Source organism: Roseovarius sp. E0-M6 (assembly GCF_037083845.1).
Classification (GTDB): domain Bacteria; phylum Pseudomonadota; class Alphaproteobacteria; order Rhodobacterales; family Rhodobacteraceae; genus Roseovarius.
In genome coordinates this window covers 937679-951816 of sequence record NZ_JBAPLA010000001.1, presented here as the reverse complement: position 1 = coordinate 951816, position 14138 = coordinate 937679, and the positions used below count along the sequence as shown (strand labels likewise).

12 protein-coding genes are annotated in these 14138 nt (G+C 59.4%); 9 read left to right on the top strand and 3 right to left on the bottom strand.

The genetic code is table 11. The features are described from left to right. The first annotated feature begins 35 nt into the window (after positions 1-35). From V8359_RS04495 to V8359_RS04475, 5 genes are all read left to right on the top strand, one after another. Positions 36-1400 carry an FMN-binding glutamate synthase family protein gene (locus V8359_RS04495; protein ID WP_336427515.1) on the top strand — a complete coding sequence of 455 codons (1365 nt, stop codon included), beginning with the start codon at positions 36-38 and terminating at the stop codon, positions 1398-1400. A 72-nt stretch (positions 1401-1472) separates the two neighbouring features. Beyond that, positions 1473-1886, top strand: coding sequence for a hypothetical protein (locus tag V8359_RS04490; protein ID WP_336427514.1), 414 nt, complete (start codon positions 1473-1475; stop codon positions 1884-1886). An 8-nt stretch (positions 1887-1894) separates the two neighbouring features. Beyond that, positions 1895-2746, top strand: coding sequence for a carbon-nitrogen hydrolase family protein (locus V8359_RS04485; protein WP_336427513.1), 852 nt, complete (start codon positions 1895-1897; stop codon positions 2744-2746). Positions 2747-2803: 57 nt separating this feature from the next. Then, a complete protein-coding gene (locus V8359_RS04480; protein WP_336427928.1) occupies positions 2804-3388 on the top strand; it encodes a hypothetical protein in 585 nt (194 codons plus the stop codon). 173 nt (positions 3389-3561) lie between these two features. Next, entirely contained in the window at positions 3562-4905 is a 1344-nt protein-coding gene (locus V8359_RS04475; RefSeq protein ID WP_336427512.1) for an NAD(P)/FAD-dependent oxidoreductase, read from the top strand. Positions 4906-4927: 22 nt separating this feature from the next. Here the strand turns inward: V8359_RS04475 and V8359_RS04470 are convergent, their stop codons facing one another. Beyond that, positions 4928-5908 carry a LysR substrate-binding domain-containing protein gene (locus V8359_RS04470; RefSeq protein WP_336427511.1) on the bottom strand — a complete coding sequence of 327 codons (981 nt, stop codon included), beginning with the start codon at positions 5906-5908 and terminating at the stop codon, positions 4928-4930. A 231-nt stretch (positions 5909-6139) separates the two neighbouring features. Here V8359_RS04470 and V8359_RS04465 point away from each other — a divergent pair, with 231 nt between their 5' ends. The 4 genes from V8359_RS04465 (at position 6140) to V8359_RS04450 (ending at position 12546) form a co-directional block, all read left to right on the top strand. After that, the gene (locus V8359_RS04465; RefSeq protein ID WP_336427510.1) at positions 6140-7090 is read left to right on the top strand and encodes an ABC transporter substrate-binding protein; all 951 of its coding nucleotides are present in this window, start codon (positions 6140-6142) and stop codon (positions 7088-7090) included. Positions 7091-7160: 70 nt separating this feature from the next. After that, positions 7161-8198 carry a quaternary amine ABC transporter ATP-binding protein gene (locus V8359_RS04460; RefSeq protein ID WP_336427509.1) on the top strand — a complete coding sequence of 346 codons (1038 nt, stop codon included), beginning with the start codon at positions 7161-7163 and terminating at the stop codon, positions 8196-8198. Continuing rightward, complete coding sequence (locus V8359_RS04455) at positions 8198-10177, top strand: ABC transporter permease (RefSeq protein ID WP_336427508.1); 1980 nt, start codon at positions 8198-8200, stop codon at positions 10175-10177. Before V8359_RS04460 ends, V8359_RS04455 begins: the two co-directional genes overlap by 1 nt. After that, entirely contained in the window at positions 10177-12546 is a 2370-nt protein-coding gene (locus tag V8359_RS04450; protein ID WP_336427507.1) for a DUF1989 domain-containing protein, read from the top strand. The genes V8359_RS04455 and V8359_RS04450 overlap by 1 nt, the downstream gene beginning before the upstream one ends. 234 nt (positions 12547-12780) lie before the next feature. Here V8359_RS04450 and V8359_RS04445 read toward each other — a convergent pair whose 3' ends face one another. Beyond that, positions 12781-13965, bottom strand: coding sequence for a vWA domain-containing protein (locus tag V8359_RS04445; RefSeq protein WP_336427506.1), 1185 nt, complete (start codon positions 13963-13965; stop codon positions 12781-12783). A gap of 4 nt (positions 13966-13969) precedes the next feature. Beyond that, a complete protein-coding gene (locus V8359_RS04440) occupies positions 13970-14137 on the bottom strand; it encodes a hypothetical protein (RefSeq protein ID WP_336427505.1) in 168 nt (55 codons plus the stop codon). Position 14138: the final 1 nt, after the last annotated feature.

Sequence of the window (14138 nt, the reverse complement as noted above, 5' to 3'; positions counted from 1 at the left end):
GTTTCCCACCCACCACCCGACGAAAGGACATTCAAATGGCTGACGGTGATCTGCCCAAAAAACAAGCTCTGGCACGCGATGTGAACCGCATCGGTGACAGCTTCATCTTCCCGCCGGCGGTGATGGACGACATCCACATCAAGTCTGAACTTGGCCGGTACCGGATGCGGGGGTTCTCTCTCTTCAAGAAAATTCCGCATTGGGATGACCTGACCTTCCTTCCCGGCACGCTGACGCGCTTCGTGATCGAAGGCTACCGCGAGAAATGCGAGACCAAGACGGTGATTGGCCCGCGCGCCAAGAAACCGCTCGAACTTGATATCCCGGTCTACATCACGGGCATGTCCTTTGGCGCGCTGAGCTATGAGGCCAAGACCGCGCTTGCGCGGGGCGCCACGATGGCGGGCACGGCGACCTGTTCGGGTGAGGGGGGCATGATCCCTGACGAGCGGCGCTATAGCTCTAAGTGGTTTTATCAGTGCATCCAGTCGCGCTATGGCTTCAACCCCAACCACCTTGTTCTTGCCGATGGGTGTGAATTCTTCATCGGTCAGGGTTGTAAAGTTGGTCTGGGGGGGCACCTGATGGGTCAGAAAGTGACCGACCAAGTGGCCGAGATGCGCTCTCTGCCTGCCGGGATCGACCAACGTTCGCCCGCGCGTCACCCCGACTGGCTGGGCCCGGACGATCTGGCGCTGAAGATCCAGGAGATTCGCGAGGCAACCGACTGGCAGATACCAATCCAGCTCAAGCTGGGGGCGAGCCGCGTCTATGACGATGTGCGGATGGCCGTGAAATGCGATCCGGACTCGATCTATATCGACGGGATGGAAGGCGGCACGGGTGCCGGGCCGCACCTTGCGACCGAAGACACCGGTGTGCCGGGCATGGCGGCAATCCGTCAGGCGCGCAAGGCCATCGACGACCTTGGCAAACACGGCGAGATCACGCTGGTTTATGCTGGCGGCATTCGTAACGGCGCGGACGTGGCCAAGGCCATCGCCCTTGGCGCGGATGCCATCGCCATCGGCCATTCGGCGATGATGGCGCTCAACTGCAACAAGGATATCCCCGAGGCCAACTTCCCCGAGGAAATCGGCGCTGATCCGGGCTATTGCTACCACTGTCATACGGGCCGCTGCCCGGTGGGCGTGGCGACGCAAGACCCCAAGCTGCGCGAGCGGCTTGATCCGGATGCGGCCGCCGAGCGTGTTTATAACTTCCTGCACACGCTCACTATCGAGGCGCAACTCTTTGCACGGGCGTGCGGTAAGACCTATCTGCACAGTCTTGAGCCCGAGGATCTGGCCGCGCTCACGATGGAGGCTTCGGCGATGGCCGGTGTGCCGTTGGCGGGCACCAACCACACGGTTGGCGTCGAGGATTATCATCACCTGTAATAGGTGGGTTTAAAGCCCACCCTGCGACCAAGCGTAGGGTGGGGTTCCACCCCACCAAACGGAGGAAAACAAATGGCTGGAACACAATATCGCGGCTCGGAAATTACCGATGTCGATCAGTTCCTCAAGGATGCAGACGGGCTTGGCTCGGAACGCGAAAAGGAAATCGGTCAGCACATCGGCTATCGTTATGATGTGAACCTTGTGCCTGACTATGAGCGGATCACCCCGTTTCTGACGAAATACATGGAAACCATGGGGTGGGACGACCTGAACTGGCTCGAAGATGTGCATATGGGGTATGAAGAGGGAAGCCCTGCGGTGTTTGACCGCAACAATAACGGTTGGGTCCGGGTGCCCGACACGATCGAATTGCCGGACAATCAGCAGGACCGGGACATGATCGCGCGCGAGCTTTTGATCAAGTTCCAGATGTCGGACCGGCATCCGCTTGTGAACCTGCGCAAGGCCTATATGAAGTTCTGAGCCCAGACATGCCGCGCCCGCTTGATATCGCCTGCCTTCAGACCCGTCCGATGCCCGACTTCGCATCGGCACTGTCCGCGGCCACGTCGCTGGCCGAGGCGGCGGTGGAGTTGGGCGCGGAACTGCTTTTCTTGCCAGAATATTGCGGCGGTCTGCGGACCGACGCGGGCCGGATCGCGCCCCCCGTGGCCCCTGAGGCAGAGCACCCGGTTCTGGCCGGTCTCAGCGATCTGGCAGCACGGCTCGGTGTTTGGATCAATGTGGGTTCCATCGCTGTCGCCGGGCCGGGTGAGAAGTTTCTCAACCGTGGATACATGATTGACGATGCGGGCAAGGTGCGGGGCCGGTATGACAAGATACATCTTTTCGATGTGACCTTGTCAAAGAGCGAGGTTTACCGCGAAAGTGACAGCGTCGTGCCCGGCGAGGACGCGGTGATACATGACACGCCAAAGGCCCGGATCGGCCACACCATTTGTTATGATCTGCGGTTCCCCGAGCTTTTTCGCTGTTTGGCCAAAGGCGGCGCCGAGATCATCATTTGCCCTGCGGCATTCACCCGTCTCACCGGGGCGGCGCATTGGCATGTGCTCAATCGTGCGCGAGCGATCGAGACCACCCGTTTCATCGTGTCGGCCTGCGCCACGGGCGAGATCGAAGGCGGTGGGGCGAGCTATGGGCATTCGCTCATCCTGTCGCCCTGGGGCGAAATATTGGCCGATGGCGGAGAGGAGCCGGGCGTTGTGCAGGCGCGGATCGACCTTGATCAGGTGGCCGCGACCGAGGCGCGCATCCCAAGCCTTGCGAATGGTCAACCGTTCCGCCATGCAAAAGACGTGACGCGGTTCAGCGCCGCATAGGCGTGCCGCCGCAGCGACATCAAACAGAGTTCAAAGGAAGGAGCCCATCGCGTGTCGATGCTTCAGGAAACATTCGGAATGGCCCGCGACCCTCATCCGCTGCGCATGGCGTTCCTGCGCTGGCAATGCCGGGTGCGGCAAATGTCGATGCGCGAAAATGCCGGGCAACCGGACGATTCTATCATGCCCGAAGTGACACCCGAGGGGGCGGAAGACGCGATGGGGCAAATCATCACCGTTATGAACAAGTCGCCCGCCTATTCCGTGACCGCCGAACTGACACACATGGCCGCGAAAACCAACGATCCGGCACAGCGCCGGGATCAGGCGCTCGGATTTCTGGCGGCTGGCTATTATCAGAAGGCCGATGAGTTTTCGGATATTCTGACCGCGACCTTTCCGCCGGGATCAGAGGGCGCGCGCGCGCTCCACGAGGCCGGGCATGTCACGCTGAGTTTCGATGCCTTCCGGCAGCGGTTCGATCTGCGCTGCAAGGTGTGGCGACTGGCAGAGCACAATCCGCTTTATTTGGCCACGATGGCGCATAACCGCCTGTTCAATCCGGCTCTGCCGCCCGCGACCGAAGTGCTCGGGTTCGAGCCGGATTGGGCCAATTCAAGTTCGGAACCGCCGCTCACCTGAGGGTGCGTTCGCCCCACTAACCCAGAATCTCCCGATTTCTTTCCTGCCCGCCGGAAAATCCTTCCGCGCGGGCAGGTTTGCATTGACAGATTGGTTTAGCGACTGGTTTACTAAACTATACCAAAAGCACCGGCGCGTTGAACCGGTTCAGACCAATTCAGGGAGATGACTTCATGGCAAAGAAACGCATAGCCATTATCGGGGCAGGGCCGTCGGGGCTCGCTCAGCTCAGGGCCTTTCAATCAGCCAAGGACCAGGGCGAAGATATCCCGGACATCGTCTGCTATGAAAAGCAGGCCGATTGGGGAGGGCTATGGCGATATACGTGGCGCACGGGCGTGGACGAATACGGCAACCCCTGTCACGGGTCGATGTATCGCTACCTGTGGTCGAATGGCCCTAAAGAGGGGCTGGAATTCGCCGACTACAACTTTGAGAACCATTTCGGAAAGCCGATCGCAAGCTATCCGCCTCGTGCCGTGCTGTTCGATTATATCGAAGGCCGGATAAAAAAGGCGGGTGTGCGCGACATGATCCGGTTCAATACCGTGGTCCGGGATGTGCGCGCGCTTGATGATGGTGGATTCGAGGTGACGGCCCGCGATTGTGTCAAGGACGAGGAAAGCCGCGAAACTTTTGACCATGTGATCGTGGCCAGCGGACATTTCTCATTTCCCAATGTTCCCTATTATCCGGGCTTTGAGGCGTTCAACGGGCGGATCCTTCATGCCCATGATTTCCGCGACGCCAGAGAATTCGAGGGCAAGGATCTGTTGATCCTCGGCACGTCCTATTCCGCCGAGGACATCGGGTCTCAGTGCTGGAAATATGGCTGCAATTCGATCACCGTGGCCCACCGGACCGCGCCGATGGGATATGATTGGCCCGACAACTGGAAGGAAGTGCCCGCGCTGGAACGGGTCGAGGGGCGCACCGCGCACTTCATAGACGGCACCAGTGTTGACGTGGATGCGATCATCCTGTGTACCGGCTATAAACACCATTTTCCGTTTTTGCCCGATGACCTTCGGCTCAAGACCGCGAACAGGCTGGCGGCTGATGACCTTTACAAGGGGGTCGTCTTTACCGGCAATCATGACCTCTTTTATCTTGGGATGCAGGACCAGTGGTACACGTTCAACATGTTCGATGCCCAAGCGTGGTGGGTGCGTGATTGCATTATGGGCAAGATCGACCTGCCGGATCAGGCCACGATGGAGGCCGACTGGAAACAGCGGCAGGCCGACGAGGATGCGCTTGAGGATGATTACGGCTGCATCGCCTATCAAGGGGCTTATGTCCAAGAACTGATCAACGAAACCGACTACCCGAGCTTTGATGTCGAGGCCGCCAACAAGGCGTTCTTCGAATGGAAGAAGCACAAGAAGAAGAACATCATGGAGTTCCGCAATCATGGGTACACATCGCCCATGACCGGAACCAAGGCGCCACCACACCACACCCCGTGGAAGGATGCGCTTGATGACAGTCTGGAAGCCTACCTCCAGACGACCTAGGCCGCCTCCCGACGCGACTGGCCTAGTCCAGAGCCCTTCCGTCCGAACCCTGAGATGAGACGGAAGGGCTTTTCGCCGCTTTCTGGCTGTATCTTTTGCGGGCTGCGCTTTGGGCGAGAAGCCATGATTCCACGACATCCCGCTCTGGCAGGTGTTTGGAATTGTCGCGCCGAAGCAGATAATAGCCCGAGTTTGTGCGGGTGCTGGATTCTCCCACGGGGCGCACGAGATCGCCCTGTTCCAGCAGCCGGTCCACAAGGTGCATCCAGCCAAGGGCGATGCCAACGCCATCGACGGCGGCCTGGATCGCAAGCGGGTAGGTGTTGACCACGGTGGCCCTGTCGGCGGGGCCGCTGGGATGGCCTTGTGATCCGAGCCAGGCTTGCCAGTTCATCCATTCGGTGTGCTGGTTCGCGATGTCGATCAGGTCAAGTTCGTGCAAGGCGTTGACCTGACGGGCCTTGGGGTGCGCGCGCAGATAGGATGGCGCGCAGACGGGGAACACCGTTTCCCCGAACAAGAAACGTGCGTCGTAGCCTGGCCAGTCACCGTCGCCGCGCAGGATCGTGAGGTCGATCCCGTCGCTCAGACATTCGGCGTCGCTATCCGAGGCTGTCAGGCGTATCTTGATCTGCGGATTGGCGCTTGTGAATTGGTGCAGACGGGGCATAAGCCACAATGACGCGACCGAGTTCGTGGCCGCGATGTTGATCGTGTGGCTATGCGCGAGACCCATCATCTCCTGTGAGGCATCGCGCAACGTATCAAGCGAACTGCGCACCGGCTGAAGCAGGCGCTGCCCCTGTTCGGTCAGGTGTATCGAGCGATGACCGCGCACGAAAAGCGGTAGGTCGTAATGCAGTTCAAGAAGCCGGACCTTACGGCTGATTGCGGTTTCGGAGATGCTCAGGGCGCGGGCCGCGCCGGCGAAACTTCCGTGGATTGCGGCAGCCTCGAAGGCGCGCAAATAATCCAGCGGTGGAAGCACTTTCTGCCGTGTCATAGCGTTTTCCCCGGCTCTCTCTCCTCGCGCATGTGCTTTGTGGAAAAACACGTTGAGCGCGAAATTCGCAACGCGTTGATTAGAGCAGATTTTTGTGGCTTTGCCCATCAAAACCGCAGGCTTACCCCATCAAAATTGTTTTAGCGGATCGGGTCTGGCTGGGTCAGACTATCGACAGGTCAGAGGATGGGAGCCTCGTGGCTAACTACATAGAAAACTCAGGGAGATGTTATGAAACTCAAGCATATTTTGTCGGTTGCCGCTTTATCGGTCGGTGCCAGCGCCACCTATGCCGCGGACAGTCAGGACCCGGTGGTCATTCCTATTCACAACTGGTCAAGTCAAATCGTGATGTCGAACGCGGTGGGCCAGATGATGGAAGAGGCTGGCTTGTTCGTCGAGTATGTCACCACCGACAGTCAGGCGGTTTATGAATCCATCCGCCTTGGGGATGTGACGCTTGAACTCGAAGTCTGGGAGGGGGCGTTCGGCGCATCGTTCCGCGCGGCCATGGAAAAAGGCGGGATCGTCGATGTGGGCGATCACAATGCCGTCACGCGCGAAGACTGGTGGTATCCGATGTGGACCAAGGACGCGTGTCCGGGCCTGCCCGACTGGGAGGCGCTGAATGACTGTGCCGAGGTCTTTGCCACCCCTGAAACCGGCGACAAGGGCCGCTATCTTGACGGTCCTGTGGACTGGCTCAAGCACGGCAAGGAACGGGTTGAGGCGCTTGACATGGACTTTGTCGTGATCAATGCCGGATCGGCCGCCGCGCTTTGGGCCGAGATCGGTTCTGCCGAGGCTGATAAGCGCCCGGTGGTGGTGTTCAACTGGACGCCGAACTTTGCCGAGGCCGTCTGGCCCGGTGAGTTTGTCGAGTTTCCGGCATGGGAAGACGGATGCGACAAGGATCCGGCGGTCGGGCCCAACCCCGACGCGCTTTATGACTGTGGCAACCCGGCCAACGGATACCTGAAAAAGGCGGCATGGGACGGGATGCAGGACAAATGGCCCACGGGCTATTGCCTCCTTGAGCAGGTCAACTTCACCAACCCGCAGATCGCGCAGATGGCCAAGCTGGTCGATACCGACGATCTCGAACCCCAGGACGCGGCGGCCGAATGGCTCGATGCGAATTCGGATGTCTGGCAACCATGGGTCGAAACCTGCACGGGCTGAACCCATTGAACCAACATGACGCCGCTTCGTGCCACCCGCGCGGAGCGGCGCTTTGCCCTGAGGGGAAAAAATGTCAGACACTCAACCTGTTATCTCCGCGCGCAACGTGTGGAAACTCTTTGGCCCCAATCCACAAGGCTATCTTGCCCGGCTGACCGAGGCCAAAACCTTCGATGAGATACGGGCGGATGGGTACATCGCGGGCGTCAAGGACGTATCGATCGAAGTGAACCGAGGCGAGATGCTGGTGATCATGGGCCTGTCGGGCTCGGGCAAGTCCACGCTGGTGCGATGTTTTTCACGTCTTCACGACATTACCGGCGGCACGATCGAAGTGGACGGACAGGACATCATGGCGATGAACGAGCAGGAGCTCATCGAGATGCGCCGCTCGAAAATGGGCATGGTGTTTCAGTCTTTCGGTCTTTTGCCGCACCGGACGGTTCTGGAAAACGTGGCTTTCCCGCTCGAGATGCGGGGACAGGACCGTCACACACGCCGGGAACGTGCGATGGAGGTGATCAAGCTTGTCGGTCTGGAAGGGCGGGAGGAATATTTTCCGCGTGAATTGTCGGGTGGACAGCAACAGCGTGTGGGCATTGCCCGAAGCCTCGCCATCGAACCCGACATCTGGTTTCTCGACGAACCGTTTTCCGCGCTCGATCCGTTGATCCGGCGCGAGATGCAGGACGAGTTCCTGCGCCTTCAGGACATGCTCAGCAAGACCATCGTTTTCATCACGCACGACTTCGACGAGGCGCTCCGTCTTGCCGATCGGATCGCCATCATGAAAGACGGCGCCGTTGAACAATGCGACACGCCGGACAAGATCGTTATGCGACCGGCCACCGAATACGTTCGCAAATTCACCGAGGACGTCGACAAGGCCCGCGTGGTGCATGCAGGTGGTCTTGCGCGGCCCATTAACGGGAGTGGCGTGCCGCAGGGCGAAACGATCAGTTCTCGGGCCACGATACACGCCCTGGCGCGACAATTGGTTAACGACCCGCGCGACGCCATGCCCGTGGCCGACCCAAACGGCAATGTCATTGGCATTCTCGATCGCGAGGCGGCACTTGATATGCTGCTTGGGGCTGGGACAGACTGATGGCGGATGTAACGGTTGGCATGCCGGACACCGAAGTCGGCACCGCGCCCCGCACCAAGGTGCTTTGGGGGCTTCTTGGCTTTGCTGTGGTGCTGATCCTGGCCAAGGGATTGGGCATTCTGCCAAGCTGGCTTATCCGGGTTCCCGAGTGGGCTGTGCCGCCGCTGGCGACTTGGCTCGATGCGATATTCAACTTCGTCAAGGATGATCTTGGCCTGTTGGCGTTGACACGGTTCCTCACCGAGGGGCTTGAATACGTCCTCGATGCGACTGCGAACCTGCTTTTTGGCAAACGGCGTTGGCCATTTCTTGGGCCGATCCCCTGGACCGCGATCGCTGCGGCCGCTGCGGTGGTGGGCTATTATCTTGGCGGATGGCGCTTTGCACTTCTGGCCGGGGGCACCTTTGTCTGGGCGGCGCTGATCGGTCAGTGGGATATCGCGATGCAGACCATGTCGGTGCTTGTGGTCGCGGCCCCCATTGCTTTTCTCATTGGCCTTGGCTTCGGCATTCTGGCCTGGAAATACGCATGGGTGGATCGCGCCATCAGGCCGATCCTCAGTGTGCTTCAAACGCTGCCGTTCTTCACCTATCTTTTGCCGGCGGTCATATTCTTCAAGGTGGGGCCAACGGCGGGGGCGGTGGCGACCATCGTCTATGCCATTCCCCCGATGATCCTCATGACAACGCTCGGTCTCAAGAAGGTGAGTCCCGAGATCGTCGAGGCCGGCAAGATGGCGGGTTGCACGAGATGGCAGATGCTGAGCCGGGTCTATGTGCCCTCGGCGCGCACCGAGATCCTCGTGGGTGTGAACCAGGTGATCATGCTGTGCCTTGCCATGGTCGTTCTGACCGCATTTATCGGGATGCCCGGACTGGGTGCCAAGCTTCTGGCGATGATGGGGAGCTTCAAGCTGGGCCGGTCCTTCGAGATTGGTGTGACCATCGTTCTGCTGGCCGTGATGCTTGACCGTCTGAGCAAGGCGTGGGTGGTCAAGCAGCCTGAGCATTTCGAACGCGGCACACCATGGTGGCAGCGGCACGCCTATCTTCTGGCGTGTGTCGGAGCCTTCGCGGTTTTCTATGTGCTGGCGCAGTTCATCGAAATCTTTGCCGAGATTGGCCGCCGTCAGCATTTCAGCCAAGGTCGTGAAATCGACAAGCTGATCAAGGACTTCCTTGAGATCGACGCCATTCAGGCGGTGACGGGCTGGCTTCGCTGGTTCCTGAACGTCAAGGTGTTGATCCCGTTCCGCGACAGCCTTCTGTGGATCCCGACGCCGGCGTTCATCCTTGGAATCGTGGCCTTCGCCTATGCGCTTGGTGGGCGCAAACCGGGTATTTATGCCGCCGTGTTTTTCACCATAGTGGCGTTCTCGGGGTGGTGGGACCGCTCGGTGATCACGCTTTACACGGTGATTTCGGCGGTGATCCTTGCGGCGCTTCTTGGTATTCCGCTGGGCATGTTCGCCTCGCGCTCAAAAAGATGGGCCGAGCGTATCTTGCTCGTGTGTGACACGGCGCAGACGTTTCCCAGCTTTATATACCTCATTCCGGCGATAATGCTTTTCGGTGTGAATGACGTGGCGGTGGTCTTTTCGATCCTCATATTCGCGATGGTGCCGTTGACGCGCTACACCATCGAAGGGTTGCGATCCGTCCCGCCGGAGATGACGGAGGCTGCCGATATGGCCGGCGCGAGCAAGCGGCAAAAGATGCGCGCGGTACAGCTTCCGTTGGCGTTGCCGACGATGGCCGTGGGCTTCAATCAGGCGATAATCTTTGCCTTTTTCATGGTGATCATCGCGGCTTTCATCGGAACTCAGGATCTTGGCCAAGAGTTGCAGAGAACATTGGCGGGGACCGAACTTGGTAAGAATTTCGTGCTGGGCATGAATGTGTCGCTCATGGCGCTGACCTTCGATATGGCGATCGGCGCATGGGCAGAAAAACGGAAACGAGCATTGGGATTGGGCTGATGAGTGTAAAACCTGTTTTCGAGGTTCCGTGGGAGCGGCAGGGGGTCATCGTACCCGGGCTGCCTGTCCTGCCAAAGGGGGTGGAGCGTCACCCCGTGCCGGGCGGTGGAAGCCGTGCCGTGGCGCTTTTCGCAGGGGACGAGATCATCGTGCTGGACCGCGAAGGGATGCAGACCGGGGAACTTGTGTTCTTTGCACCTGACAAGACCTCGGATGCTGGATATCTGGGCGCCGACGGGCATGGTAGGCCCGAGGGCGTGATCGCCACGCTGGCGAACGGTTCGCGATCAGGCGCCAAGGTTCTGAAATCTCTTGATATCGCAGGGTTCGACATCGGCAAGGGCGATGCGATCCGAGTTCTCGGAAACGAGTCGCGGCCCGGAGACATGGCCGCCCTGACCGCGCATCGCGACGGGCTTTTGATCGTTGCCGCGCCGGGAGGGCCGATGGACCCTGGCAAGGGCGATGTGCCGTCCGAATTGATCCTTTATGTGCGCCGCGCCGATCCGGGCGTGGGCAAGGAAGGTATGGCGGCACCCGATCCGCTTGCCAATCCGATCCATGATTTCAACATACAGCCCGGCGTGGCCGTGCCCTATGAGGTGAAAAAAGGCGAGTTCATTCAGGTCCTTGATGTTCAGGGCCGTGAATGTTCGGACTTTCAAGCGTTTTCCGCGCGTGCGCTCGACAAGGGGCTTGAACGTGAGATCGACCCGACCACGACCCGCGCCCTGATGGGGAGCCTCTACCCGGAGCCGGGTATCTTTTCGAAATACTGGTCGGTGGACCAAGAGCCACTGGTGGAGATCGTGCAGGACACTTGCGGCCGGCATGACACGTTCGGCCTTGCCTGCACGGCGCGGTATTACGCGGATTTGGGGTATCCGGGGCATGTGAATTGCTCGGACAACATCAACACCAACCTTGCCGAATACGGGGTGCGTCCACGTGGCGGCTGGCCGGCGATCAACTTCTTTTTCAACACGATGCTGGACGACGCCAATGGCATCGGAATGGACGATCCATGGTCGCGACCTGGGGACTATGTGCTGCTCAGGGCGCTGACCGATCTGGTCTGTGTTAGTACCGCATGCCCATGTGATGTTGATCCGGCAAACGGTTGGAATCCAACCGATATTCAGGTTCGGACATATAAAGCGACCGAAGACTTCCAACGTAGCATGGGTTACAGAAAATCAGCGGAGGCAGATGTGGAAGAAACCAAGACGACAGCGTTCCACGAATGCTTTGCGCGGCATACGCGCGACTTTATCGAGTATAACGGCTACTGGCTTGCCAATACGATGACCAACCACGGCGCGATCGCGGAATACTGGGCGTGCCGCGAAAAGGTTGCGGTAATGGACCTGAGCCCGCTGCGAAAATACGAGGTGACGGGACCGGACGCAGAAGAGCTCATGCAACTTTGCGTCACGCGCAACATGAAGAAGCTGAGCGTGGGGCAGGTTGTCTATACCGCGATGTGCTATGACCATGGCGGCATGATCGATGACGGCACCGTCTATCGCTTGGGCGAGACGAATTTCCGTTGGATCGGTGGCAATGATACGAGCGGCTTGTGGCTGCGTGAGCAGGCCGAGAAACGGGGCCTGAATGCGTGGGTGCGCAATTCGACCGATCAGCTTCACAACATCGCGGTGCAGGGGCGGCACAGCCGGGACATCCTCAAGGAGATATTCTGGACCCCGCCGCAACAACCGACGATCGAGGAGCTGCCGTGGTTCCGTCTGGCCATCGCGCGGGTGGACGATGTACAAGGCACGCCGGTTGTCATCTCGCGCACCGGTTACTCGGGTGAACTGGGCTATGAGATATTCTGTCATCCGAAGGATGCCGTTGAAATCTTTGACAGAGTCTGGGCCGAGGGTGAGCAATACGGCATTGCACCGCTGGGACTTGCGGCCCTTGATATGCTCAGGATCGAGGGCGGGCTGATCTTTGCCGGATCGGAGTTCGATGATACGACAGACCCGTTCGAGGCGGGGATCGGATTTACCGTGCCGCTCAAATCCATGGAAGACGATTTCATCGGCCGCGCAGCCATCGAAGAGCGCAAGGCGCATCCGCATCGCAAGCTTGTGGGCTTTGAAATTGCGGGTGGCGTTGTGCCATCGCCCGGCGATTGCGTGCGCATCGGCAAGGCGCAGGTTGGTGAGATCACCAGCGCGATGAAGTCACCGATCCTCGGCAAGGTCATCGCCCTTGGTCGTGTCAGCCCGCAATATGCCGAGCCGGGCACCGAGATAGAAATCGGCCAGCTTGATGGGCAGCAGAAACGGTTGAAGGCGACCGTATCTGCCTTTCCGCATTTCGATCCGACGAAAGAGCGGGTGAAGGGCAATTATTGACACAGCAGAATGAATTTTTTCTAAACGCGTGAAAATCGCGCTGTAGTATAAGCTTGCCGGTCAATCTTAAACCTTGCACCGTGCGGATGATCCGCGCGGCGCAGTCGTTTGCGTGCTCAAATGCGCATGGGTTAACGCGCCGTCCGGCACGTCGGTATCGTGTCGGTATTCACGTATGTATCGCGTCGGTGCCGGGTGAGTCGTGTGGACGGTAAACGGAGCGCGCGAAAGGTTTCAGCGCACGAGTTCGCGCATGCCGCGATCAAGACCTTCGAGCGTCATGGGCGCCATGCGGCCCTCAAAAATTTCCGATATCATCGAAATCGAATGGGTATAGCCCCAATGGCTCTCGCGGACGGGATTGATCCAGAGGTTATCCGGCCATTGCGCCCGTGCGCGGGCGAGCCATGTTTCCCCCGATTCCGGGTTCCAATGTTCGTTCGCGCCGCCGGGATAGGCGATTTCGTAGGGGGACATGGACGCGTCACCCACGAAGATGCATTTGTAATCGGAGCCATAGGTGTTGAGCACCTCCCATGTGGGGGTGACCGCATCCCAGCGGCGGCGATTGTCGCGCCAGACGCCTTCGTAAAGGCAATTGTGAAAATAGTAATATTCGAGATGCTTGAATTCGGCGCGGGCCGCCGAGAACAGCTCTTCGACCACCTTGATATGCGCGTCCATAGATCCGCCCACATCAAGAAAGAGCAGCAGCTTGACCGCGTTGCGCCGTTCTGGGCGCGTCACCACGTCGAGATAGCCTTGGTCGGCGGTGGCCCGGATCGTGCCGTCGAGGTCCAGCTCATCCTCGGCCCCGTCGCGCACCCAGTTGCGCAAACGCCTGAGCGCGACCTTGATGTTGCGTGTGCCCAGTTCAACGCTGTCGTCGAGATTGCGGAACTCGCGCTTGTCCCAGACCTTGACTGCGCGCTGGTGGCGGCTTTCGTCCTGGCCGATGCGGACGCCCTCGGGATTGTAGCCATACGCGCCGAAAGGCGAGGTGCCGGCCGTGCCGATCCACTTGTTGCCGCCCTGATGGCGGCCCTGCTGTTCCTTGAGCCGCTCCTTGAGCGTCTCCATCAGCTTGTCAAAGCCGCCAAGCGCGTCGATCTCGGCCTTCTCCTCGGGGGTGAGGTGTTTCTCGGCCATTTTCTCAAGCCAATCGGAGGGCAGGTCCACCGCCTCCATCACCTGCTGAGCCGTGATATTCTCAAGCCCGGAAAAGCAGGTGGAAAAGGCCTGATCGAACCTGTCGATATGGCGCTCATCCTTTACCAGCGAGGCCCGCGCGAGGTAATAGAATCCTTCGGGATCATAGGTCACGAGGCCCGTGCGCATCGCGCTGAGAAATGTCAGAAATTCGCGCAGAGAGACGGGCACGCCGGTTTTGCGCAACTCTTCGAAGAAGGGAAGAAACATCTCTTCAGGCCGTCATCCGGGCCATGAAGATCGACGCGAAAAGCGCAGCAAGTGAGAAAAGGAGGGCATAGACAATGGCATATTGCGCCATATCCGCCGATTGACCCTTGCGGCGGCGGGCCTGAACTGCGCCAAGAGCGGCGCCGATGAATGCCGATACTGCAACGACCATT

What these genes read in the sequence shown, in the direction of transcription:
- V8359_RS04495 (WP_336427515.1), top strand. Translation starts at nt 36, where the DNA reads ATGGCTGACGGTGATCTGCCCAAAAAACAAGCTCTGGCACGCGATGTG.
- V8359_RS04490 (WP_336427514.1), top strand. Translation starts at nt 1,473, where the DNA reads ATGGCTGGAACACAATATCGCGGCTCGGAAATTACCGATGTCGATCAG.
- V8359_RS04485 (WP_336427513.1), top strand. Translation starts at nt 1,895, where the DNA reads ATGCCGCGCCCGCTTGATATCGCCTGCCTTCAGACCCGTCCGATGCCC.
- V8359_RS04480 (WP_336427928.1), top strand. Translation starts at nt 2,804, where the DNA reads ATGCTTCAGGAAACATTCGGAATGGCCCGCGACCCTCATCCGCTGCGC.
- V8359_RS04475 (WP_336427512.1), top strand. Translation starts at nt 3,562, where the DNA reads ATGGCAAAGAAACGCATAGCCATTATCGGGGCAGGGCCGTCGGGGCTC.
- V8359_RS04470 (WP_336427511.1), bottom strand. Translation starts at nt 5,908, where the DNA reads ATGACACGGCAGAAAGTGCTTCCACCGCTGGATTATTTGCGCGCCTTC.
- V8359_RS04465 (WP_336427510.1), top strand. Translation starts at nt 6,140, where the DNA reads ATGAAACTCAAGCATATTTTGTCGGTTGCCGCTTTATCGGTCGGTGCC.
- V8359_RS04460 (WP_336427509.1), top strand. Translation starts at nt 7,161, where the DNA reads ATGTCAGACACTCAACCTGTTATCTCCGCGCGCAACGTGTGGAAACTC.
- V8359_RS04455 (WP_336427508.1), top strand. Translation starts at nt 8,198, where the DNA reads ATGGCGGATGTAACGGTTGGCATGCCGGACACCGAAGTCGGCACCGCG.
- V8359_RS04450 (WP_336427507.1), top strand. Translation starts at nt 10,177, where the DNA reads ATGAGTGTAAAACCTGTTTTCGAGGTTCCGTGGGAGCGGCAGGGGGTC.
- V8359_RS04445 (WP_336427506.1), bottom strand. Translation starts at nt 13,965, where the DNA reads ATGTTTCTTCCCTTCTTCGAAGAGTTGCGCAAAACCGGCGTGCCCGTC.
- V8359_RS04440 (WP_336427505.1), bottom strand. Translation starts at nt 14,137, where the DNA reads ATGGTCGTTGCAGTATCGGCATTCATCGGCGCCGCTCTTGGCGCAGTT.